Here is a 23,874-nt window from a genome sequence, read left to right as displayed (position 1 = left end):
CCAAAACGGCAATTTCTGGGCAAGGCCTGATTGTCCATCCTGGTCCGCAAGCTTTGTCACTGATTCCGCACTGGAGCCTCCACGACCATGGCCATTTCCGCCACGCCTGCCGCCTCCGCCTCCGCCACTCCCACGACCGTGCGCACCGCTGTGCTGGACCTGCTGCGCGCGTTCGGCATGACCACCATCTTCGGCAATCCCGGCTCGACCGAGCTGCCGCTGTTCCTCGATTTTCCCGACGACTTCCGCTACATCCTCGGCCTGCAGGAGTCCGTGGTGGTGGGCATGGCCGATGGCTATGCCCAGGCCACCCGCAATGCGGCCTTCGTCAACCTGCACTCGGCGGCCGGTGTCGGCCATGCCATGGGCAGCATCTTCACCGCCCACAAGAACCGCACCCCGATGGTGATCACTGCCGGGCAGCAGGCGCGCTCGATCCTGCCGTTCGAACCCTTCCTGTTCTCGGCCCAGGCCACCGAGCTGCCCAAGCCCTACGTGAAGTGGAGTTGCGAGCCGGCGCGGGCCGAAGACGTGCCGCTGGCGATTGCGCGCGGCTACTACATCGCCATGCAGCCGCCGCGCGGGCCGGTGCTGATCTCGATTCCCGCCGATGACTGGGCCCGGCCGTGCGAGCCGGTGCTGCCGCGCACGGTCAGCACTGAAAGCCGCGTGCAGCCGGCACTGCTGGCGCAGATCGGCGACGCTCTCGATGCCAGCCGCCGGCCGGCGTTCGTGGTGGGCGCGGCCGTGGACCGCGATGGCGCCTGGGACGATGTGGTGCGGCTGGCGGAACGGCACCAGGCGGCGGTGTGGGTGGCGCCGATGTCGGGGCGCTGCGGCTTTCCGGAAGACCATCCGCTGTTTGCCGGCTTCCTGCCGGCGATGCGCGAGAAGATCGTCGGGCTGCTCACGGGCCACGACCTTGTGTTCGCGCTGGGGGCGGCAGCCTTCACCTATCACGTCGAGGGGGGTGGCCCCCATGCGCCGCCCGGGGCGCAGGTGGTGCAGCTGATCGACGATCCGAATATCGCCGCATGGGCCCCGGTGGGCACTGCCGCAGTCGGCAGCATCCGTCAGGGCGTGGCCGACCTGCTGGCGCGCCCGGCGCCGCCGCGGCGCGAAGCCCCGCGCCCGCGCGTGCCGGCACCGCGCGCCGAGCCCGGCATGCCGATGAGCGTCGCCTATGTCCTGCAGACGCTGGCGGAGCTGCGCGACCCTGATTCCATCGTGGTCGAGGAAGCGCCCAGCGCGCGCCCGGTGATGCATCGCCACCTGCCCATCCTGCGCAGCGAGACCTTCTATACGATGTGCAGCGGCGGGCTTGGCTACGGCCTGCCCGCGGCAGTGGGCGTCGCGCTGGGCAAGCCGGGGCGCAAGGTGATCGGCCTGGTCGGCGACGGCTCCAGCATGTATTCGATCCAGGCGCTGTGGAGCGCCGCGCAACTGGGCCTGCCGATCACGTTCATTGTGCTCAACAACCGGCGCTACGGCGCCCTGCAGGAGTTTGCGCCGACCTTCGGCTTTGGCAGCGATGATCCGCTGGTCGGCACGGCCTTGCCCGATCTGGATTTCGTGTCGATTGCGCTCGGGCATGGTTGCGAGGCGGCGCGAGTGGTTCATCCTGCCGCATTGCGCGAAGCGCTGGCGACAGCCCTGCGGATGCGTGTGCCGACCGTGGTGGAGATCGAGGTGGCCTGAGCCGCGGCGCCAGACGACAGACGACAGACGAAGTAGCCCTTCCAGGAGACTCCAGGATGCAAAGCATCACCATGCTGATCAACGGCGAGCGCACGCAGGCCGCCAACGGTGCCACCTTTGAGCGCCGCAACCCGCTTGACCACAGCGTGGCCACGCGGGCGCCGGCAGCCACCGCCGCCGATGCGCTGGCCGCTGCCGACGCTGCCGCGCGCGCCTTCCCGGCCTGGCGCGACACCGGGCCGGGCGAACGGCGCGCCTTGCTCATGCGCGCGGCGCAGGCACTTGAAGGCAAGGCCGGGGCGCTCACCGCCGCGATGGCGGCAGAGACCGGTGCGTCGGCGATGTGGGCCGGCTTCAATGTGCAACTTGCCGTCGGCATGCTGCAGGAGGCCGCTGCGCTGACCACGCAGATCAACGGCGAGGTGATTCCCTCCGACGTGCCGGGCAGCCTGGCCATGGCGGTGCGGCAGGGCGCGGGCGTGGTGCTGGGCATCGCGCCGTGGAACGCACCGGTGATCCTGGGCGTGCGCACCGTGGCCACGGCGCTGGCGTGCGGCAATACGGTCATCCTGAAGGGTTCGGAGATCTGTCCGGCCACGCATGGCCTGATCGTCGATGCGCTGGCGGAGGCGGGCTTCCCGGCGGGAGTGGTCAACTTTGTCACCAACGCCCCGGCCGATGCCGCCGCCGTGGTCGAGAACATCATCGCCCACCCGGCAGTGCGCCGCATCAACTTCACCGGCTCCACGCGCGTGGGGCGGCTGATCGCGCAGGCCTGCGCGCGCCACCTGAAGCCCGCGGTGCTGGAACTGGGCGGCAAGGCGCCGCTGGTGGTGCTGGACGATGCCGACCTGGACACCGCGGTGGACGGTGCCATCTTCGGCGCCTTCGCCAACTCGGGCCAGATCTGCATGTCCACCGAGCGCATCGTGGTGGATGCCAGCATCGCGGACGCCTTCGTGGCACGCTTTGCCGCGCGCGCCGGCGCCTTGCCGCTGGCGGATCCGCGCACCGGCCCGGCGGTGCTGGGCTCGGTGGTCGACATGAGCACCGTCGAGCGCTGCAACGCCATGATCGACGACGCGCTGGCCAAGGGCGCGCGGCTGGTCTGCGGCGGCAAGGCGGCCGACACGCTGATGCGGGCCACGGTGCTGGATTACGTGACGCCGGACATGGAGATCTATCGCGAGGAATCGTTCGGGCCGGTCAAGGCCGTGGTGCGCGTGGATGGCGTGGAAGCGGCCATTGCCTGCGCCAATGATTCGGCCTATGGGCTGTCGGCGGCCGTGTTCGGCGGCGATGTGGCGCGCGCGATGCGGGTCGCCGGCCGCATCGAATCGGGCATCTGCCACGTCAACGGCCCGACCGTGCACGACGAGGCGCAGATGCCGTTCGGCGGCGTGAAGGCGAGTGGTTATGGCCGCTTCGGCGGCAAGGCCGGGATCGATGCCTTCACCGAGCTGCGCTGGATCACGGTGCAGACCACGCCACGGCAATATCCGTTCTGAGTGGCGCCGCAGAGCGCTGCGGCAGGCTGCAGCAAAACCTAAGGCAGGAGACAACCATCATGCGATTCCCCCACCGTATCGCGCGCGCCCTTTGCGCCGCACTGTGCGCGCCGGGCCTGCTGGCTGGCGTGAGCGCGCCGGCCGCCGCGCAGCCGTGGCCGGACAAGCCGATCCGGCTGGTCGTCAACTTCCCGGCCGGCGGGGCCGCGGATACGCTGGCGCGCGGCATCTCGCCCGGTCTGTCCGAGGCGCTGAAGCGTCCGGTGGTGATCGACAACCGCCCCGGCGCCAACGGCATCGTCGGCGGCGATGCCGTGGCCAAGGCGCCGGCCGATGGCTATACCTTCCTGCTGACCTTGGGCGGCGCGGTGGCGATCGATCCCTTCCTCTACAAGAAGATGCCGTACGATCCGATCAAGGATCTGACCCCGGTCGCGTCGGTGGCGCTGGTGCGGGTCTACCTGCTGGTGCATCCGTCGGTGCCGGCGAAGACGCTGGAAGCGTTCATCGCCTATGTGCGCGAGCATCCGGGCAGGCTTAGCTACGGCTCGGCCGGCAACGGCAGCACGCCGCATATCGCTGCCGAGATGTTCAAACGCGCCGGCAAGCTGGACGCCGTGCACGTGCCGTACAAGGGCGCGGCCCCGGCCCTGAGCGACCTGCTGGCAGGGCAGGTGCAGTTCATGTTCGATCCCGGCCCCGGCCTGCAGCACGTGGCCAGCGGCAAGCTCAGGCTGCTGGCGGTGGCCAGCGCCAAGCGCGCGGCGCAATACCCGGACGTGCCGACGCTGGCCGAGGCCGGCCTGCAGGACGTGGACGGCGACTCGACCTTCGGCGTCTATGCGCCCGCCGGCACGCCGCCGGCCATCGTCGAGCGCATGAACCGCGAGATCAACCGCACGCTCGCCGGCGCGCAGCTGCAGGAAAACGTCAACAAGCTGGGCGGCGCCGTGGCGCCGCTGAGCATCCAGGCGTTTGCCGAGCGGCAGAACGTGGATCGCGCGCGCTATGGCAGGTTCATCCGGCAGGCGGGCATCACCGTGGACTGACCCATGAAAAAAGGCGGCATGTCGATGCCGCCACTTACGCGCTTCAGCAGCCAGCGCTGCCTTACTTCGACAACACCTTCATCGCCTGTTCCAGCCCGGCCAGCGTCACCGGATACATCCGTCCCTTCATCAGCTGGTTGATGACCGTGATCGACTGCCGGTACTGCCACAGCCCTTCCGGCTCGGGGTTGAGCCAGACGAAGTGCGGGAACTGCTCGGTCATCCGGTTCAGCCAGACCGCGCCGGCTTCGGTGTTGTTGTACTCCACCGAGCCGCCCGGCTGCAGGATCTCGTACGGGCTCATGGTGGCGTCGCCGACGAAGATGATCTTGTAGTCGGGCGTGTACTTGTGCAGCAGGTCCCACGTGGCCAGCTTCTCGGCGTGGCGGCGGCGGTTGTTCTTCCACACGTAGTCGTACAGGCAATTGTGGAAGTAGTAGTACTCCAGGTGCTTGAACTCGGTCTTGGTGGCCGAGAACAGCTCTTCCACGCGCTTGATGTGGTCGTCCATCGAGCCGCCCACGTCCATCAGCATCAGCACCTTGACCTTGTTGTGGCGCTCGGGCCGCAGCTTGATGTCGAGCAGGCCGGCGTTGGCCGCGGTGGAGTGGATGGTGTCGTCCAGGTCCAGCTCGGTGTCGGCGCCTTCGCGCGCAAAGCGGCGCAGCCGGCGCAGCGCCACCTTGATATTGCGCGTGCCCAGTTCGACCTGGTCGTCATAGTCCTTGTAGGCGCGTGTCTCCCACACCTTGATCGCGGTGCGGTTGCCCTTGGACGGGCCGCCGATGCGGATGCCCTCGGGGTTGTAGCCGCCGTGGCCGAACGGCGAGGTGCCGCCGGTGCCGATCCACTTGTTGCCGCCCTCGTGCTTTTCCTTCTGCTCCTCGAGCAGCTGCTTGAGGCGCTCCATCAGCTTGTCGAGGCCGCCCATGGCCTCGATCTTGGCTTTTTCCTCGGGCGAGAGTTCGCGCTCCAGCGTCTTCTGCAGCCAGTCGAGCGGGATGTCGGACTTCCAGTCGACCAGGCTCTCGACGCCCTTGAAGTAGGCGGCGAAGGTCTGGTCGAACTTGTCGAAGTGCTTCTCGTCCTTGACCAGCGTCATGCGCGACAGGTAGTAGAACTCGTCGATGGACGGCGAGATGACCTGCGCCTTGAGCGCTTCCAGCATGGTCAGGTATTCCTTGACCGAGACCGGCAGCTTGGCGTGGCGCAGCGAGAAGAAGAAATCGATCAGCATGATGCCTCGCTATCAGTCGGCGGCCGCTTCAGCGCGGACGGTCGAGCTGGAATTGCAGGTGTTGACGCACGGCCGGCCATTCGCTGGCGATGATCGAGAACACCACGGTGTCGCGCAACGAGCCGTCCGGCATGCGCTGGTGGTTGCGCAGCACGCCGTCCTGCCTGGCGCCCAGGCGCGCGATGGCGGCGCGGCTCTGCTGGTTCATCCAGTGCGTGCGGAACTCCACGGCGATGCAGGCGAGATGGTCGAAGGCATGGCCCAGCAGCATCAGCTTGCATTCCGTGTTCAGCGGCGTGCGCTGGACGCGGCGCGCATACCAGGTGGAGCCGATCTCCACACGCCGGTTGGTCGCGTCGATATTCATGTAGGTGGTCATGCCCGCCAGCTCGCCGGCGGCATCGCGCACCGCGAACGGCAGCATCGAGCCCTGTTCCTGCAGCGCCAGGCGCCGCGCGATCTCGGCCTCCATGCGCTCGGGCGCGGGCACGCTGGTGTACCAGAGCTTCCACAGCTCGCCGTCGGCGCAGGCGTTGCGCAGGCCCTCGGCATGCTCGGCGCGCAGCGGCTCCAGCGTGACGTGCCGGCCCACCAGGGTGACGGGTTTGACGAACGCAGTCATGGCGGGCAATGCCTCAGCGGTTGGCGCGGTTCATGAACACCAGGCGCTCGAACAGGTGCACGTCCTGCTCGTTCTTCAGCAGCGCGCCATGCAGCGGCGGGATCGCGGCCTTCTTGTCCGGGCTCTTCAGCGCCTCGGGCGGGATGTCCTCGGCCATCAGCAGCTTGAGCCAGTCGATCAGTTCGGACGTGGACGGCTTCTTCTTCAGGCCCGGCAGGTTGCGCATCTCGTAGAACGATTCCAGCGCGGCCGCCACCAGCTCGCGCTTGATGCCGGGGTAGTGCACGTCGACGATCTGCTGCATGGTGTCGGCGTCGGGGAACTTGATGTAGTGGAAGAAGCAGCGGCGCAGGAAGGCGTCGGGCAGCTCCTTCTCGTTGTTCGAGGTGATGATCACCAGCGGGCGGTGCTTCGCCTTGACCAGTTCGCGCGTCTCGTAGACGTAGAACTCCATGCGGTCGAGTTCGCGCAGCAGGTCGTTGGGGAATTCAATGTCGGCCTTGTCGATCTCGTCGATCAGCAGCACGACCTGCTCGTCGGCTTCAAAGGCCTGCCACAGCACGCCCTTGACGATGTAGTTGCGGATGTCGTGGACGCGGTCGTCGCCCAGCTGCGAGTCGCGCAGGCGCGACACCGCGTCGTACTCGTACAGGCCCTGCTGCGCCTTGGTGGTCGACTTGATATGCCACTGCAGCAGCGGCATGCCCAGCGCGGCGGCGACTTCCTCGGCCAGCATGGTCTTGCCGGTGCCGGGCTCACCCTTGATCAGCAGCGGGCGCTGCAGCGTGCGCGCGGCATTGACGGCCAGCTTGAGGTCGTCGGTGGCGACATACTGGTCGGTGCCCTCGAAACGGGCCTGCTGGGCGATGGAAGCTTGGGCGGAAGCGTTGGCGATGTTTGACATGAGGCAACCTGAGGTGACGGCCTCGGATCGAGGGCCGGGTTGGCGTGCTTGGCGCGGTCTCTTCGCGCTGTCATGCGCGCTTTCATTATGGAAACAGGGTCCGGTGCAGGGCGCCCGCGCGCTGCTGGCGGCAGCATTCGCGAACGGTCGTGCAGATTCCCGGGATCAGCCAGTATAAAAGACCTTTGCGGTTCGTGTTGGGGCGCGCTGACAGGCCGCCGGCGGCCCGGGCCGGTTGCTGGACTGGCAGGTGCCGGCTGCGGTACAATGCGGCGGTTTGACGCGCCCCCACGTCCAGTTCTCCCAGCATCCGGCAGTCCGCGTTCAGAAGTCCCAGCGGCCCTTCCGGGTCGCGGCGATTGCGAGAGGTGGTTCCAGAATGGTGTTCCACATCCCGGCAACAGACCGGATGCGACATGTCTGGCGGGTTGCACCTCGGCAATCCCTCCGGCTGCCCTGGTTTTCCCCGCAGCAGCATTCTGAAACCGTCTCCGCCCGGCAGGGCAGGTCACACGGTTTAACTTCCAATCCGCAAAGACAATGAAAAAGCTCCTCACGATGGTGGTGCTGGGCGCGGCTGCAACGGCTGCGCAGGCACAGGAAGTCAAGGGCAATGGAGACGCTGCCAAGGACAAGGTTGCAATGTGCATCGGCTGCCACGGCATTCCGGGCTACCGTGCGTCATTCCCCGAAATCTATGAAGTGCCGCTGCTGGGCGGCCAGAGCGCCAAGTACATCGAGAACGCGCTCAAGGCGTACCAGAAGGGCGAGCGCAAGCACCCGACCATGCGCGGCATCGCCGCGACGCTGACCGAGCAGGACATCGCCAACGTGGCGGCCTACTACTCGCAGCAGAAGGCCGGCACGCAGAACAATTCCCTCAAGTAAGAGACCCCTCATGAATACGCTCAAGACGCTTTCGTTCGCGCTCGGCGCACTCGTGCTGGGTGCTGCCGCGATGCCGGCCTCGGCCGCCGACCTTGCCGCCGGCAAGGCGCTGGTGGAAAAGGGTGCCTGCGTGGCCTGCCACGGCGCGGGCATGAACGCCCCGATCTCGCCGGACTACCCCAAGCTGGCGGGCCAGCACGCCGACTACCTGTACCACGCGCTGGCGTCGTACCAGGTGTCGGGCAACCCGCTGGTGGGCCGCTCCAATGCCATCATGGCGGGCCAGGTCAACGCCAATCCGGCCGTGACCGACAAGGACGGCAAGCCGCGCCCGTTCACCCGCAAGGAGCTGAAGGACATGGCCGCCTACATCGAGTCGCTGCCTGGCGACCTGGTGCTGAAGAAGTAAGAACGCGCGGCCGCCGCCGCGCCAATGCAAAAAAGCCGCTTCCCTGGAAGCGGCTTTTTTGTTGTGTGCGCGAGCGCGGGGCCCTGGCCCCGCGGCGCTATCAGTTGCCGCTGCCCGACACCAGCCGGCGCTGGCGCACCGATTCGGCCAGTCCCTCGAGCACCTTGACCGAGTCGTCCCAGCCGATGCAGGCATCGGTCACGGACTGGCCGTAGGTCAGCTGCTCGACCGGCTGGCCCTGAACGTGGTCCTGGCGGCCCGCCACCAGGTGCGATTCCACCATCACGCCGATGATGCGCTGGTCGCCGCTGGCGATCTGGCGGCCGATCTCCTCGCACACCGGGATCTGATTCTCATGCTTCTTGCTGCTGTTGGCGTGCGAGGCATCGATCATCAGGCGCGAGGCCAGGCCGGCCTTGGCGATGGCGTCGCACGCTTCCTGCACGCTGGCGGCGTCGTAGTTGGGCGCCTTGCCGCCGCGCAGGATCACATGGCAGTCTTCGTTGCCCGAGGTCGACACGATCGCCGAGTGGCCGCCCTTGGTCACCGACAGGAAATGGTGCGGCTGCGACGCGGCCTTGATCGCATCGACCGCGATCTTGACGTTGCCGTCGGTGCCGTTCTTGAAGCCCACCGGGCACGACAGCCCCGAGGCGAGCTCGCGGTGCACCTGCGACTCGGTGGTGCGGGCGCCGATCGCGCCCCAGCTGACCAGGTCGGCGATGTACTGCGGGCTGATCATGTCGAGGTACTCGGTGCCGGTGGGCACGCCCATCTCGCTGATGTTCAGCAGCAGTTCGCGCGCGGTGCGCAGGCCATCGTTGATCTTGAAGCTGCCATCCATGTGCGGATCGTTGATCAGCCCCTTCCAGCCCACCGTGGTGCGCGGCTTCTCGAAGTACACGCGCATCACCACTTCCAGCTCGCCGGCGAAGCGGTCGCGCTGGACCTTGAGCAGCTTGGCGTAGTCCAGCGCGGCGCGGGTATCGTGGATCGAGCACGGGCCGATGATGACGATCAGGCGGTCATCCATGCCGTGCAGGATGCGGTGCATGGCCTGGCGCGCGCCGTAGATCACGTCCGAAGCCTGTTCGGAGCAGCCGAACTCGCGGATCAGGTGCGCGGGCGGCAGCAGTTCCTTGAGTTCGCGAATGCGCAGGTCGTCGGTGTTCTTCAGCATGATGGCTCCGGGATTCTTGTGAGGTCGTGAGTGGGTGGGGAAACAAACAGGTATAAAAAAACCGCCAGGGTCGCTGGCGGTCTTTTTTGTATTCGGGGCGCTGCCTACAGCCGTCCCTCCCTATCCGCCAGCGGTGTGAGATCGCTAAAAAAGTAAAAGTAAAACTTAGCGGACATGGCGGAAAAAGGCTTTGGCTTGGGTCAGCTTGAATCGATTATCGTCGTGAGCGCCGAATTTATGCTGCACTGCGTAGCAGAAAGGCAGGAAATTGCGCGCCGGTCGGTCAATTTTCGGGCGTGCGTCAGTTGCCTGTCGCGCCGCGAAGCATCTTTATAGCGCCTTTTGCCAGAATTGGCAAGTGTCGACGAGGCCACGCGGTGCGCTGGCGTACGCATCTCCCGGCGCCTTGCCAAGCCTTGTCCCGCCACTGCTTTTCGGCTTTCCCCGACATACCCGGGGGCTATATTGGAACCGGGGAGCAGTGAGCACGGGGAGGTGCATCATGAGCGTCGATGAAGCGAGGCTGAATGCCTTCATGGAAAAATTCGTCAACGATATCGGCGCGGTGATGCATGCCGCGACCGTGGTGGTGGGCGATGAACTCGGCCTGTACAAGGCCATGGCGGAAAAAGCAATGACCGCCGAAGTGCTGGCGGCAAAGACCCATACAGACGTGCGCTACCTGCGCGAATGGCTGTCGGCACAGGCGGCCAGCGGCTACGTCGACTATGACCCGGCCACCGGGCAGTTCAGCCTGAACGAAGAGCAGGCCTATGCGCTGGCGCAGGAGGGCAGCCTCGCATTCATCCCGGGCGCGTTCCAGATCGCGGTGGCGCAGTTCCGCGCTATCCCGAAGGTGATCGATATCTTCCGCAACGGCCGCGGGCTGGGCTGGCACGAGCACGATCCCGCGCTGTTCCACGGCACCGAGCGCTTCTTCCGGCCGGGCTACGCGGCGCACCTGGTTTCGGAATGGATTCCCGCGCTGGACGGCATGGAGGCGCGGCTCAAGGCGGGCGCATCGGTGGCGGACGTGGGCTGCGGCCACGGCGCGTCGACCATCATCATGGCGCAGGCGTATCCGGCCTCGCGCTTTGTCGGTTTCGACTACCACGAGCCTTCGGTGCGCCATGCGGCCGAAGCCGCGCGCCGCGCCGGCATGACCGAGCGCGTGCGCTTCGAAGTGGCCACCGCCAAGGACTACGGCGGCAAGGACTATGACCTGGTGACGGTATTCGACTGCCTGCACGACATGGGCGATCCGGTCGGCGCGGCACGCCACGTGCGCGAGACCCTGCGTGCCGATGGCGCCTGGATGATCGTGGAACCGTTTGCCAACGACACGCTGGAGCAGAACCTGAACCCGCTGGGCCGGGTGTTCTATTCCGCGTCCACCTTCATCTGCACGCCAGCGTCGCGCGCGCAGGAAGTCGGCCTGTGCCTGGGCGCGCAGGCGGGCGAGGCGCGCATGCGCGCAGTGGTTGAGCAGGCCGGCTTCAGCATCAGCAGTTTCCGCCGCGCGGCGCAGACGCCGTTCAACCTGGTGTATGAAGTGCGGCCGTAAGGCCGGGGCGATCCCGTGAAAAACGGAACCCCGCAGGGTCCCGTCTTCGTCATCGCCGGACTGGTCAGGCGGTGCCGCCCACCGTCATGTTCTCGATGCGCAGCGTCGGCTGGCCCACGCCCACCGGCACGCTCTGGCCTTCCTTGCCGCACACGCCGACGCCCGAGTCCAGGCGCATGTCGTTGCCGATCATGGTGACATCCTTCAGCGATTCCGGGCCGTTGCCGACCAGCGTCGCGCCCTTGACCGGGTAGGTGATCTTGCCGTCCTCGATCATGTAGGCCTCGCTCGCCGAGAACACGAACTTGCCGTTGGTGATGTCCACCTGGCCGCCGCCGAAGTTGACTGCATACAGGCCGCGCTTGACGCTGGCGATGATCTCCTGCGGATCCCTGTCGCCGTTGAGCATGTAGGTGTTGGTCATGCGCGGCATCGGCAGCGCGGCATAGCTTTCGCGGCGCGCGTTGCCGGTGACCGGCATCTTCATCAGGCGCGCGTTGAGCGTGTCCTGGATATAGCCGCGCAGGATGCCGTCCTCGATCAGCGTGGTGCACTGGGTCGGGTTGCCTTCGTCGTCCAGGTTGAGCGAGCCGCGGCGGTTGGCCAGCGTGCCGTCGTCGACCACGGTCACGCCCTTGGCCGCGACGCGTTCGCCCATGCGGCCGGCAAAGGCCGACGAGCCCTTGCGGTTGAAGTCGCCCTCCAGGCCGTGGCCGACGGCTTCATGCAGCAGCACGCCGGGCCAGCCCGGGCCCAGCACCACGGTCATCGAGCCGGCCGGGGCCGGGCGCGCGTCCAGGTTGACCAGGGCCGAAGAGACGGCCTCGTCAACATATTTCTGCAGCAGCTCGTCGGTGAAGTAGCCATAGGCATAGCGGCCGCCACCGCCGGAAGAGCCGACCTCGCGGCGCCCGCCGTGTTCGGCGATCACCGTGACCGAGACCCGCACCAGCGGACGCACGTCGGCGGCGATCACGCCGTCGCTGCGCGCCACCAGCACCACGTCGTATTCGCCGGCCAGGCCTGCCATCACCTGCACCACGCGCGGATCCTTGGCGCGCGCCATGCGCTCGACGCGCTCAAGCAGCGCCACCTTCTCGGCCGCGCTCATGGAGTCGAGCGGGTCGTTGGGCGCGTACAGGTTGCGCCCGGCGTGCGTGGCCAGCTCGCCGGCCACCTTGACGCGGCCGTTGCCGGCACGGCCGATGGTGCGCGTGGCCGCCGCGGCCTGCGACAGCGCCGCCAGGCTGATGTCGTCCGAATAGGCGAAGGCGGTGCGGTCGCCCGAGACCGCGCGCACGCCCACGCCCTGGTCGATGCTGAAGCTGCCCGACTTGACGATGCCTTCTTCCAGGCTCCAGGCCTCGTTGCGGGTGTACTGGAAGTACAGGTCGGCATAGTCGACCTTGTGCGTGAAGATATCGGCCAGCACGCGCTGGAGCTTGGCCTCGTCCAGGCCGTACGGTGCCAGCAGCAGTTGCTGCGCGGTGGCCAGGTTGCGGATTCCGAGATCGCCGGCGTTCATGAGATGTCCTTTCTTCCTGGGGACGCGCCGGCTTGCGGCCGGCGCGACAAAAAATTCTCCGGGCGGGAGCCGGTGAAGGCTGCCGCGATTGCGTACATGCTACAGCACCCGGTGTCGCAGTGCCGGCAGGTTCTGCCGGACCTCGGCCAGGCGCGCGGGATCGATCACGCCGCCGACCACGCCTTCGCCCTCAGGCAGCGTTGCCAGCACCTCGCCCCACGGATCGACCAGCATCGAATGGCCCCACGTGCGCCGGCCATTCTCATGCTTGCCGCCCTGTGCCGCGGCCAGCACATAGCATTGGTTTTCAATGGCGCGGGCGCGCAGCAGGATCTCCCAGTGCGCCTGCCCTGTGGTGTAGGTGAAGGCGGCCGGCATCAGAATCAAGCTGGTGCCGTCGCCGGCGGCCAGTCCGCGGTAAAGCTCGGGGAAGCGCAGGTCGTAGCACACCGACATCGCCACCCGGCCGCAGGGCGCGTCGAAGCTGACCGGCGTGCGCCCGGCCAGGATGGTGCGCGACTCGTCGTAGCTTTCAGTGCCGCGGGTGAAGCCGAACAGGTGGATCTTGTCATAGCGCGCCACGCGCTCGCCGCGCGGGTTGAAGGCGAGCGAGGTGTTGTACACGCGCGCCGGGTCGTCGCACCACATCGGCAGCGTGCCGCCGACCAGCCAGATGCCGTGGCGGCGTGCCGCATCGGCCAGGAACTGCTGCACCGGGCCGTCGCCGTCATGCTCGCGCACGGCCACCTTGTCGGATTCGGAGCGGCCCATCATGCAGAAGTATTCGGGCAGCAGCACCAGTGCCGCGCCGCCGGCTGCGGCCTCGGCGATCAGCGCGTCGGCGCGCGCCAGGTTGGCATCGAGCGAGGTGCCGGTCACGGTCTGGACGGCGGCAACGCGGAACGGGGCGGAGGCGGCGGTTGCAGTCATAGGCGGCGTTGTTTTCCTCAGCGCGGGAGGGCGGGGTCCGCGCGGTTCTGGAAGGTCGGGGCTTGCGCCTTATTGTCCTCCAGTTTGCCGATCTGCGGGTTGGCCCAGCTGCCGGTGATGCGGTAGTGCTGGGTGAACACCTTGGAGAACTCGTCGGCAAACAGCAGTTGCGCGGCCAGCGTGCCGATTCCCAGCACCGGGTTGATAAAGGCGGCCGCGATCGAGGTGGAGGTGGCGTTGATGCGTGGCACCACATCCACGCGCAGGTCCTGGGTCTCGCGCAGCAGGTTGGCGGTGCCGCTCATGCTGGCGATGATCTGCGGGCTCCTGAGCTCGAAGTCCTGGATCGTGCCGACGCCGTTCTCGATCGTGCCAGTGCCGGCAATGCGGTCGAACACCAGCCCGCGGCCCGACAGGGTGCGGAAGTCCAGCATGGCAAAGCGCAGCAGGCCTTGCAGGCTGAGCACGCCCAGCAGCCGCGCCGCGCCGGGCTCCACGCTCAGGATCTGGCCATTCTCCAGGTCCAGCGACAGCTTGCCCGACAGCGTCGGGTAGTCGATCGACAGCGGCGAGCCGCGCCAGGCCACGCGGCCTTCGAGCTTGCCCTTGCCGTCGCTCAGCGTGTGCGCCAGCCCCAACCGTTCCAGCGTGGCGCCGGCATCGCGCACGTCGATGCTGAAGGACAACAGGGTGCGGCGCTCGGCATTGGCGTCGGCGCGCAGCTGGCGCGGCACGCGCCAGCTGCCGCTGCCGGTCAGGGTGGCGCCGGGTTGCTCGATCTGCAGTTTTTCCAGGGTCCAGACCGGATCGGCGGAGCTGGTGCCGGTATGGGCCTTGACTTCAAGCTTGCCGAAGTCGTGCCCGCGCAGCATGAACTGGTCGACCACCAGGTCGATCGCGGGCAGCTCGTCGATGCTGCTGGCGAGCGCGTCCACCACGTTGCGCTCGTCGCTGGCATCGGGCACGTTCAGGCGCGCCAGGCGCAGTTGCAGCGACCCGGTGGCCGAGGGCCCGGCCGGACGCCACTGCACCGCGCCGGCCACCTGGCGCGAGTCGATCCTGGCGTTCCAGCCGCCGGCTTCGCGGTTGGCGTCGAGCACCACCTCGTCGAGCGTGCGGCCCATGGCGTGCAGCGTGCGCGCGCGCAGCGCAATGCGGCCAGGCAGGAAGGGTGAGGGCGCCGCGGCGGGGCCCGCGCTGCCGGCACCGCCGCCGAAGGCCGCCCGCCATGCATCGATATCGAGCTGGTCGAAGGTGGCCGCGGCGCTGACGCCGGCCGCGGGCGGCGGCGGCGCCTGCTGCATGCCGATGGCGCCGGCGAGCACGTCGATGCCGCCGCCCTGGTCGCGGCGCAGCAGGTAGCGCGCGTTCAGCGCATGGCCCAGCTGCAGCACCAGCTCGCTGGTGCCGGCGCGGTCCGGGGCGCTGGCCGGGCGCAGGTCCGCGCGCAGCGCCAGGTCTTGCGCCGCGGCCTTGGCCAGCGGCGCGGGCAGGCCGATCGCCATGCCATTGAGTTCGGAGCTCAACTGCACCTGCAGCTGGCGCTCGCGCGTGGCGATCACGGCGCTGTAGCTGGTGCTGCCTTCGAGCCGCGCGGCCACCGGCGCCAGCGCCGAGCCCGCGGCGGCCTCGCGCAGCCCGGCGGCCGAGACGCTGCCGCTGGCGGTGACTTGCGTGGCGCCGTCCGGCTGGGTGCCGCCGCCGAGCCGGATCTCGCCACCGAGGAAGCGGGCCCGCATGTTCTCCAGCCCGAAACCGTGTTCATTGAATGTGATGGTGCCGTTGGCATGGCCCAGTTGCGGCAGCTGCGGGCTGAGCACGACATCGTTGCCGGGGAAGCGGAAGCGGCCGTCCACCTTGGCGGCATTGGCGTGTTCCAGCGGCATGTCGAGCTTGAGCCTGAGCTCGCCGTTGCCGTGGGCCTGCGCCGCATCGGCCACGTGCCCGGTCCATTCGCGCACCGGCGAAGCACTGATGTAGCGCAGGAAGCCCTGCACCGGTCCGCTGGCGCCGCCGTCGATCACCAGCTTGCCGTGCGGGCCAAGGTCATCGATGCGGCCCTTGACGTCCTGCAGCGTGACGCCGGGGATGTCGTGGACCGTGGCCCGGCTTGCCAGGAACGTCATGCCGCCGCGGTCGAACACGACCCGCCCGGAAATGTCGGTGAAGGTTGGCCACGCCTGCGCGCCGGTGGTGGTGCCGCTGGCGGTCTCGTGCGGGGCGATCTGGTAGCTGACGTGTTCGATCGGCACCTCGACATGGAACTCGCCGGCCTTCTCGTGCGGGGCATGGAACGGGAAATGCGCCAGGTCGCCGCGCAGCACGAAGCTCACGCCGGCAGCTTCGCCACCCGCCAGCGCACCGGCCAGGTAGTGCCGGGTGCCGGCCGGAATGCTCAGCGGCAGGTAGCGCGGCACGCGCGCCACCTGGGCGCGGGTCATTTCACCGCTCAGGTCGGCGATGCCGGATACACCGTCGCCGCCTGCGCGCCAGGTGCCGCGCACCGAGCCGGCCGCATCGGCATTGGCAAAGCGCACGCCGTCCAGCGTAACCGCGAGCTTGCCTCCGGCATGGGTCCAGCGCACTTCGCCGCCGATCTGGTCGAACGGCAGCCGCGGCTCCTCGAACAGGCCAGGCAGCACCAGTGCCGCGCCGTTGCCTTCGAAGCGGGCATTGCCCTGCTGGTCATCGAAGGAGAAGGTGCCGGACAGGTGCGAAAAGCCAGGCGTGCCCAGCCGGGGGTGGCCGCTGGCGTCCACCGCGGGCACGGCCGGCTGGCCGTTGACCGAGACGTCGCGCAGCGTGCCCTGCACGCTGTAGCGCAGCTTGCCGTCGCCGCGCTCGAGCATGCCGGCGCGCTCGCGGCTCCAGCTCACGTTGAGGTTGTCGATGTGGCCAGCTGGCTGCAGCGCGCGCAGCCGGCGCAGCACCGCGGTGTCCAGCGGCATCGAGCTGGACACCGCGCGCAGCGTGTTCAGGTCCAGCGTGGGCGCCTTGAGCGAGAACTTGCGCAGGGTGCCGTCCTTGCCGGAGGCCCAGCCGAGGGTGACCTTGCGCATGCCTTCGCGCCAGGTGCTGTCGGCGGGGGTGCCCTCGTCGTCGCTGGCGGGCTGGGGTTGCCAGAGCAGGGTGTCGACGGTCAGCAGGTTGCTGCCGTCGCGCTCGGTCCGGTGTAGCAGGAAGGCCTGCGCATTGGCCAGGCGCAGCGGGGCGGAGGCGCCGGCCAGCTGCAGGTCGACGCCGCTGGCGCGCAGCCGCGTCTGGCTGCGCACGATGCGGCCCTGGCGGAATTCAATGCTGCCGTCGGTGCTGAAGGTGCCGCTGGCGACGCGCTCGAACATCGCCAGGTAGCGCTGCAGCACCGGCAGCTGCAGCTGGCCAAGGTCCCAGCTGGCCTGCCCGGTCCAGTAGCGCCAGTTGCCGGCGCTGTGCAGGTAGTCGTTGCTGAAGGAGGACTGCACCACCAGCGGGCTCGGGCCCAGCGCCGGCGAGCGCGCTTCCAGCGTCACCGTGTGGCGCGCGCCGTCGCGGCGGGTGTCGAGGCGGATCTCGCCGATATCGAGCTGGGGCAGGCGTGCCTTCTCGTCCAGCCAGCGCAGCTTGCCGTCGGACAGCGCCACGCGCCCCTGCGACATCAGCCAGCCCAGGAAGCGATCGTCGTCCTGCTGGCCGCCGGTCGCGTCCACCAGCATGCCGCCGACCAGCAGCCGGCCCTCGGGCGTGCGCCGCACCAGGATGTCGGTGCCGGTCGCGCCCAGGCTGACGAACTGCAGGTTCATGCTGAACAGCGAGCGCCACGCCAGCTTGCCGTCGAGCGTGGCGGCCGCAAGCAGCACGCGCTGTCCGGAGTCCACGGCGCGCAGGCCGCGGGCGCGGAAGGCCGGGTGCCAGCCGTCCCAGTAGGTATCGAGCGCGCCGATGCTGACCTTGGCCGAGAGCGCCACCGAGCCGCGTTCTTCCAGCCACTGGCGCGCAGTGGACGCCTGTGGCCACAGCACGAAGCGGATCAGCAGGCCCGCCACCAGCGCCAGCGCGGCCAGCACCAGCGCCAGCCGCACCAGCGCGCGGCCCAGCCCGCGCCAGAACGGGTGGCGCACGGCTGCCGCCACGCCGCGCGTGCAGGCGCGCAGGAACGCGCCGGCGTGCGCGCGGGCGGAATCGTTGCGCCGGGCGCTGGTGGCATCGTTGGCCGGGGGATTCACGGGGTGTGGCGGGGCCAGGGTGGAGGCGGCGTCCTGCCCGCCCGCGCCGCCATTGGGGGGGGAACCATCAGCGGGTTGTGGGGCGCGGCTGGACATGCGCAGATTATCCGACAATACTAGCCGCTCTCCAATCTGGTGCCCGGCCGGCTGAAACAAGAACGCGCAAGCTGCGCGCACCCAAAGCGACAATAGCCACGATGGCGCGCCCGCTGCGCGGACAACAGGACGCGAGCAGGTGAACCGCGGGACCAACCACGGGCCGCACCTTTTCTCGCATTTCAAATACTGGAATGACTGCCTCTGAACCGACGAGTTCCGCCGCTGGCGACGCTGCTGACCAACATGGCGCGCGCGCCACACCGGATCCGGCCAATCCGGCGGACCCGCAGCCGGGGCCGGGCGCCGGCACCATGGCTGCCGGCGCCTTCGCCATCACCGCGGCGCAGGCGCTGCAGCCGGCTGACGAGGCTGGCCACGCGGGCGGCCACGTATTGTACTCGGCTGCGTATTCGCACTACGCGCGCCGCGTGGTGCAGGCCCGGCCGGATTTGCCGGCCATCCTGGCTGCCGCAGCCGCCCAGCCGCTGACGCGCGCCTGGATGCAGGCGCGGCTGCAGGCGCTGCACGAGCCCTCGGCCGATGCCGAGGAATCCGCCAAGCGCAGCCTGCGCCGTCTGCGCGCCGAAGTGATGTGCGCGGTGATCGAGCGCGACCTGCGCGGCCTGGCCACGCTGGGCGAGGTCACCGGCGCCATGACCGACCTGGCCGAGCTGGCGATCCAGCACGGCCTGGCGATGCTGGGCGACGACCTGGCCGCCACCTTCGGCCGCCCGGTCGGCGCCCAAAGCGGCGAGGTGCAGGAGTTGGTGGTGGTGGGCATGGGCAAGCTGGGCGGGCGCGAGCTCAATGTCTCGTCCGACATCGACCTGATCTTCCTCTATGACGAGGACGGCGAGACCCAGGGCGGCTCGCGCAGCCTGTCCAACCACGAGTACTTCATCCGTCTCGGCCGCCGGCTGATCAACCTGCTGGCCGAGGTGACCGCCGACGGCTATGTGTTCCGCGTCGACATGCGGCTGCGCCCCAACGGCGACGCCGGACCGCTGGCGTGCAGCCTTGGCATGCTGGAGGAATACCTGGTGGTGCAGGGGCGCGAGTGGGAGCGCTATGCCTGGATCAAGGGCCGCGTGGTGTCGGCGCTCGACACGCCGCACGCGCAGCGCACCGCCGGCCTGCTGGCGCGGCTGACCACGCCCTTCGTGTTCCGCCGCTACCTGGACTACGGCGTGATCGCCGCGATCCGCTCGCTGCACGCGCAGATCCGCAGCGAGGCCGCCAAGCGCAGCGGCGGGCTGGCGGGGCACGGCGTCAACCAGCGGTCATTCAATATCAAGCTGGGCCGCGGCGGCATCCGCGAGATCGAGTTCATGGCGCAGGTGTTCCAGCTGATCCGCGGCGGCCAGGACCCGGCACTGCGCGTGCGCCCGACGCTGGAAGTGCTGGCGGTGGCGGTCGAGCGCGGGCTGCTTCCCGCCGGCCAGGCCGGGCAGCTCGGCGATGCCTACCGCTTCCTGCGCCAGCTCGAACACCGGCTGCAGTACCGCGACGACGCCCAGACCCACCACCTGCCGACTTCGCCCGACGAACAGCTGGCGGTGGCGCGGATGATGGGTTGCGACGACTGGCAGCAACTGCTGGCGCGCCTGGCGGCGCTGCAGGAGCCGGTGGCGCAGCAGTTCGAGGCCACCTTCTCGGATCCCGATGCCGCCCCGTGCGAAGCGCTGTGGCCGGGCATTGTGTTCGACGACAACGCCGCGCAAGCGCAGGACAACCCGGAACAGAAGCAGGACGACGCGGCCTGCGGCGATGACGCCGCGCCCTGCCAGCGCCTGCAGGCCGCCGGCTTTACCGACTGCACCGGGCTGCTGGACCGGCTGCGCGCGATCGCCTCGTCGCTGCGCTACCGCGCGCTGTCCGAGTCCAGCCGCGCGCGCTTCGACCAGCTGGTGAACCGCGCGCTCGACCTGGCCGCGCGCCAGGAAGATGCCGACAGCACCATCGCGCGCTTTATCGACTTCCTCGAGGCGATCAGCCGCCGCGCCTCCTACCTGTCGTTGCTGTCCGAATACCCGCAGGCGATGGACCGCGTCGCGCAGACGCTGCATGCCTCGCGCTGGGCCGCGGCCTACCTGACGCGGCATCCGCAGCTGCTGGACGAACTGCTCGACAGCGATGCGCTGGCCGGCGCGCCCGACTGGGCCGCCTTCCGCAAGCGCCTGCATGAGCGGCTGCTGGCCGCCGAAGGCCAGATCGAGCAGCAGATGGACATCCTGCGGCGCGAGCATCATGTCGAGACCTTCCGCGTGCTGCTGCAGGACCTGCAGGGCATGCTGACGGTGGAGCAGGTGGCCGACCGCCTGTCCGACCTGGCCGATGCCATGCTCGAGGCCACGCTGGAAACGGTCTGGCGCCAGCTGGCCACGCGCCACCGCGACACGCCGCGCTTCGCGGTGATCGCCTACGGCCGGCTGGGCGGCAAGGAACTGGGCTATGCCTCGGACCTGGACATCATCTTCCTGTACGACGATGACCATGAACGCGCGCCCGACGTCTACTCCGCGTATGCGCGCCGGCTGATCACCTGGCTGACCAGCCATACCGCCGCCGGTGCGCTGTTCGACGTCGACACTCGGCTGCGCCCCAACGGCGCGGCCGGCCTGCTGGTGACCAGCTTCGAGGCGTTCCGCCGCTACCAGCTGCGCGAAGGCGACAACACCGCCTGGGTGTGGGAACACCAGGCGCTGACGCGCGCGCGCTTCTGCGCCGGCGATGCCGCCATCGGTGACCGCTTCGAGGCGCTGCGCGGCGAGGTGCTGTGCCAGGACCGCGATGCCGCCGCGCTGCGCGACGAGATCGTGCAGATGCGCCGCAAGGTCGCCGAAGGCCATCCCAACCCGACCGACCTGTTCGACCTGAAGCACGATCGCGGCGGCATGGTCGATATCGAATTCACGGTGCAGTACCTGGTGCTGCTGCACAGCCGGGCGCACCCGCAGCTGACGCGCAACGCGGGCAATATCGCGCTGCTGCGCGCAGCGGGCGAGCTGGGCCTGATCGACGCCACCCTGGCACTGGCGGTGGGCGATGCCTACCGGCTGTTCCGCGCGCGCCAGCACCAGCTGCGGCTCGAGGGGCAGGCGCATGCGCGCGTCGCGCCCGAGTCGGTGGCGCAGCAGACCGGACAGGTGCGCGCGCTGTGGCAGGCCGTGTTCGGTGAGGCCTGACGCGGCAGTTCCGCCGGCACCCGCCGGCGCATCGTGGCCGGGGCTGCTGGCGGCGATCGCGCTGGTGTGGGCGCTGTCGGCCTGGTTCACCTTCATGCCGTGGTGGCATGCGCACGGCCTCTACCTGCGCGATGCGGTGCGGCTGGACGGCCAGTGGTGGCGCCTGGCCACCGCCATGTGGGTGCACCTGGACGGACACCACTGGCTGGCCGACGCGCTGGCCGCCACCGGCGTGCTTGCCATCGCCGCGCGCGTGGCGCGTGCGCGCACCCTGTTGCTGGTGCTGATTGCCTGCGGCATCGGCGTGCAGGTGGTGCTGCTGCGCGTGCCGGCGATTGCATGGTATGGCGGGCTCTCAGGCGCCTTGCACGGGCTGGCCCTGTGGGGCGCGCTCGGGCTGTTGCGGGCATCGGGCCTGGCGCGCGTCACCGGCGTGCTGCTGTGCCTGGGCGTGCTGGCCAAGGTCTGGGTGGAACAGTCGTGGCTGGCGCCGGTGGTGTTCGATCCGGCCTGGGGTTTTGGCGTGGTGCGCGTCGCGCACGCGGCCGGCGCCGTCGCCGGCCTGCTGTGCTGGGTCTTGCAGGAGTGGTGGCTGGCGCGGCGCCCGGCCCGCGGCGACGACGCCTGAACCGACCAGGCGCCGGGCTTACATGCGGCGCCGCAGCGCGAAGGCCAGCAGGCCGGACAGCGCCAGCAGCACCGCGGTCCAGGTCGGAACGGCGCCGCCGCCACCGCCACCACCGTTGCCCGAGGCCGGTGCCGGCGCAGCCTGCGCCGGTGGCATGCCCGCCGCGGCCGCCAGTGCGCCGTCGGCATCGAGCAGGCCGGCGCCGCAGACGCCCGGATTGGTGGTGCAATAGGTGCCGGACGGATGCGGGCGTGCCGAAGACTTCAGCGCCGCGGTGACCTGGGCCGGGGTCAGCGAGCCATTGACCGCGAACATCATGGCCACCACGCCCGAGACCATCGGTGCGGCGAAGCTGGTGCCCGCGGATGACGTCACCACATAGTTGCCCAGGCCAGTCTTGCCATCGTTGTTCAGGGTGCGAATGACCGAGGGCGCGGTCGTGCACTGCCCATTGACTACCTGCGAGTTGCCACACCCGCCGCCTGGCGCGCTGATCGCGACCTGCGGGCCGACATTGGCATAGCTGGCATTCTCGCCGTCGTTGGCATGCGCCGTGACCGCGATCACGCCGCTGCAGTCGCCCGGCGCCTCCACCGCGCCGCGCTCGTTGCCGGCGGCGGCCACCACCACCACGCCGCGCGCGTTCAGGTCGGTGACGGCCTGTTGCTCAATGCTGCTGCAGGTGCCACCGCCGAGGCTGATATTGACCACGCGCGCCGGCGTCGGATTGGCCGGCACGTTGGGTACCGACAAGCCGCCGGCCCAGCGCATGGCATCGACGGTATCGGACAGCAGCGCGCCGCAGCGGCCCGAGACGCGCACCGGGAGGATGCGCGCGTTCCAGTCGACGCCCGCGATGTCCTGCGCGTTGTTGGTCAGCGCGCCCAGCACGCTGGCGACACGGGTGCCGTGCCAACTGTTGGGCTCGGTCGTCGGGGCCGGCGATCCACCCGGGCACGAGAAACCCGCTGTCACGTTGTCGCCGGCATCGGTGGCATCGGCGTCGCGGCCATCGCCGTCATTGGAAATGGTGCTGCTGCTGATGAAGTCGTAGCCAGGCAACACGCGCGCCGCCAGGTCGGGGTGCGGCAGGATGCCGGTGTCCACCACCGCGATCACCACGCCGCTGCTGCCGCGGCTGCGGTCCCACGCGCGCGGCAGGTTGACGCCGCCCACCGCCGTGCCGGTGCCCATCAGGTAAGGCTGGCGCGAGATGAACTCGGAATCGTTGGGCAGGGTGTCGTGCAGCTTCAGCCAGCGGTCGGGCACGGCATCGGCGATGCGCGGGTCCTGGCGCAGCCGGGCCGCCGCGCCTTCCGGGTCGGCTGCCAGTGCGTCGGGGACCTGCAGCAGTTGCAGGTTGCCGCCCATGGCGCGGCGCGGCGTGACGGCAATGCCGGTGCGCGCGCTCAGCTGCTTGAGCGCATCCGCCGCGGCTGCGGGCGTCTTGCTTGTGCCATCGGCGCCGTCACGCCAGCGCACGATGATCTGGCCGGTGTAGGCGGGTGCGGCATGGACGCCGGCAGCCAGAGCCGCGCTGGCCGGTATTGCGCCGCACACAGCGGCGGCGGCGATGACGATGGCCCGCCAGCGGCGGGCCACGGGGCTGCTACGGAAGTCGGACTGCGCGGGTTGCGGCATGCATACCTCCTGGGGCGTAGCGCGCGGGGGGGCTTGTTATGTAGCGAATACGATTCAGCGTCGTTGCGCAAGGGCGACCGAAGGCTTAAGAACCGTCCTGCAGTCGGGCTCAGCTCTGCGGCATGTCGCGGCTGGTGGGAATGTTGCGGTTAGGCTTGAGCACGCGGTCGGGCTCGGCGGTCTCAATGCGGGGCGTGGCGCGCAGGGTTTCGACCGCCTGGTCGATGGTGGCATCCGCCGAAGGCGAGATCGCGGTGACCAGCCAGACGCCGCCGGACATCGGGCGCTTGACCACATAGCGGATCGGGCCCTTGATCCCGGCCAGCAGCTTGCCGGCGTCCTCCGACAGGTTCACCGCGGGCGGCTTGAAGCGCACCATGATGTCGCCAAGAGAACGGTCATCGCTGATGCTGCCCGGCGGCGGGGCCGAGGACTTGGGCTGGGCCTGGCAGGCGGACAGCGCCAGCAGTGCGGCCGATGCGGCGGTGACGATGGCCAGCACGGCGCGCAGCGATGCGCGCGGTCGTTGCCGGAGGCCGGCTTGCGCTTGGCGGGTCATGGTGAAGCTCCTGTCAGTGTATGGATTGGCGCACGTGCGGGGCGGG

Annotated in this window: 17 protein-coding genes; 8 read left to right on the top strand and 9 right to left on the bottom strand. The window is 69.1% G+C overall.

Annotation, left to right across the window (positions count from 1 at the left end; all coding sequences use genetic code 11):
* Positions 1–87: 87 nt before the first annotated feature.
* Genes mdlC through C265_RS14595 form a run of 3 tightly spaced genes read left to right on the top strand, consistent with a single transcriptional unit; the run spans position 88 to position 4,255 of the window.
* Entirely contained in the window at positions 88–1,698 is a 1,611-nt protein-coding gene (mdlC, locus tag C265_RS14605; RefSeq protein WP_010809070.1) for a benzoylformate decarboxylase, read from the top strand.
* 56 nt (positions 1,699–1,754) lie between these two features.
* Positions 1,755–3,206: an aldehyde dehydrogenase gene (locus C265_RS14600; RefSeq protein WP_010809069.1), complete on the top strand. Its 1,452-nt coding sequence runs from the start codon at positions 1,755–1,757 to the stop codon at positions 3,204–3,206.
* Between the two features lie 59 nt (positions 3,207–3,265).
* Complete coding sequence (locus C265_RS14595; RefSeq protein ID WP_010809068.1) at positions 3,266–4,255, top strand: tripartite tricarboxylate transporter substrate binding protein; 990 nt, start codon at positions 3,266–3,268, stop codon at positions 4,253–4,255.
* Positions 4,256–4,316: 61 nt separating this feature from the next.
* On the opposite strand, the gene C265_RS14590 is transcribed toward C265_RS14595, so the two are convergent.
* Genes C265_RS14590 through C265_RS14580 form a run of 3 tightly spaced genes read right to left on the bottom strand, consistent with a single transcriptional unit; the run spans position 4,317 to position 7,018 of the window.
* Positions 4,317–5,492 carry a VWA domain-containing protein gene (locus C265_RS14590; protein ID WP_010809067.1) on the bottom strand — a complete coding sequence of 392 codons (1,176 nt, stop codon included), beginning with the start codon at positions 5,490–5,492 and terminating at the stop codon, positions 4,317–4,319.
* Between the two features lie 28 nt (positions 5,493–5,520).
* Positions 5,521–6,114: a GNAT family N-acetyltransferase gene (locus C265_RS14585; protein ID WP_010809066.1), complete on the bottom strand. Its 594-nt coding sequence runs from the start codon at positions 6,112–6,114 to the stop codon at positions 5,521–5,523.
* 13 nt (positions 6,115–6,127) lie between these two features.
* Entirely contained in the window at positions 6,128–7,018 is an 891-nt protein-coding gene (locus C265_RS14580; protein WP_010809065.1) for a MoxR family ATPase, read from the bottom strand.
* A gap of 540 nt (positions 7,019–7,558) precedes the next feature.
* On the opposite strand from C265_RS14580, the gene C265_RS14575 reads away from it, so the two are divergent.
* Positions 7,559–7,906 carry a cytochrome c gene (locus C265_RS14575; protein WP_010809064.1) on the top strand — a complete coding sequence of 116 codons (348 nt, stop codon included), beginning with the start codon at positions 7,559–7,561 and terminating at the stop codon, positions 7,904–7,906.
* A gap of 10 nt (positions 7,907–7,916) precedes the next feature.
* On the top strand, positions 7,917–8,315 hold the full coding sequence (locus tag C265_RS14570; RefSeq protein WP_010809063.1) for a c-type cytochrome: 399 nt from the start codon (positions 7,917–7,919) through the stop codon (positions 8,313–8,315).
* Positions 8,316–8,415: 100 nt separating this feature from the next.
* On the opposite strand, the gene aroG is transcribed toward C265_RS14570, so the two are convergent.
* On the bottom strand, positions 8,416–9,495 hold the full coding sequence (gene aroG / locus C265_RS14565; protein ID WP_010809062.1) for a 3-deoxy-7-phosphoheptulonate synthase AroG: 1,080 nt from the start codon (positions 9,493–9,495) through the stop codon (positions 8,416–8,418).
* Positions 9,496–9,997: 502 nt separating this feature from the next.
* Between aroG and C265_RS14560 the strand changes: the two genes are divergently transcribed.
* A complete protein-coding gene (locus tag C265_RS14560; protein WP_010809061.1) occupies positions 9,998–11,059 on the top strand; it encodes a class I SAM-dependent methyltransferase in 1,062 nt (353 codons plus the stop codon).
* A gap of 64 nt (positions 11,060–11,123) precedes the next feature.
* Here the strand turns inward: C265_RS14560 and tldD are convergent, their stop codons facing one another.
* The 3 genes from tldD to C265_RS14545 form a co-directional block, all read right to left on the bottom strand.
* On the bottom strand, positions 11,124–12,584 hold the full coding sequence (tldD, locus tag C265_RS14555; protein WP_010809060.1) for a metalloprotease TldD: 1,461 nt from the start codon (positions 12,582–12,584) through the stop codon (positions 11,124–11,126).
* Between the two features lie 99 nt (positions 12,585–12,683).
* Positions 12,684–13,514 (bottom strand): carbon-nitrogen hydrolase family protein, encoded by an 831-nt coding sequence (locus C265_RS14550; RefSeq protein ID WP_010809059.1) that lies wholly within the window; start codon positions 13,512–13,514, stop codon positions 12,684–12,686.
* A 17-nt stretch (positions 13,515–13,531) separates the two neighbouring features.
* Positions 13,532–17,812, bottom strand: coding sequence for a YhdP family protein (locus tag C265_RS14545; protein ID WP_234788126.1), 4,281 nt, complete (start codon positions 17,810–17,812; stop codon positions 13,532–13,534).
* A 194-nt stretch (positions 17,813–18,006) separates the two neighbouring features.
* Here C265_RS14545 and glnE point away from each other — a divergent pair, with 194 nt between their 5' ends.
* Positions 18,007–21,000: a bifunctional [glutamate--ammonia ligase]-adenylyl-L-tyrosine phosphorylase/[glutamate--ammonia-ligase] adenylyltransferase gene (glnE, locus tag C265_RS14540; RefSeq protein ID WP_010809057.1), complete on the top strand. Its 2,994-nt coding sequence runs from the start codon at positions 18,007–18,009 to the stop codon at positions 20,998–21,000.
* Positions 20,990–21,628, top strand: a complete 639-nt coding sequence (gene rrtA / locus C265_RS14535; RefSeq protein ID WP_010809056.1) for a rhombosortase — start codon at positions 20,990–20,992, stop codon at positions 21,626–21,628. The genes glnE and rrtA overlap by 11 nt, the downstream gene beginning before the upstream one ends.
* A gap of 18 nt (positions 21,629–21,646) precedes the next feature.
* On the opposite strand, the gene mprA is transcribed toward rrtA, so the two are convergent.
* Both mprA and C265_RS14525 read right to left on the bottom strand, forming a co-directional pair.
* Entirely contained in the window at positions 21,647–23,269 is a 1,623-nt protein-coding gene (gene mprA, locus C265_RS14530) for an MprA protease, GlyGly-CTERM protein-sorting domain-containing form (RefSeq protein WP_010809055.1), read from the bottom strand.
* Between the two features lie 109 nt (positions 23,270–23,378).
* A complete protein-coding gene (locus C265_RS14525) occupies positions 23,379–23,828 on the bottom strand; it encodes a hypothetical protein (protein ID WP_010809054.1) in 450 nt (149 codons plus the stop codon).
* Positions 23,829–23,874 lie beyond the last annotated feature (46 nt).

The sequence above is a fragment of the Cupriavidus sp. GA3-3 genome, from assembly GCF_000389805.1.
Classification (GTDB): domain Bacteria; phylum Pseudomonadota; class Gammaproteobacteria; order Burkholderiales; family Burkholderiaceae; genus Cupriavidus; species Cupriavidus necator_D.
Note: the sequence above shows the minus strand (reverse complement) of the source record. Positions and strands in the feature narration are given on the sequence as shown.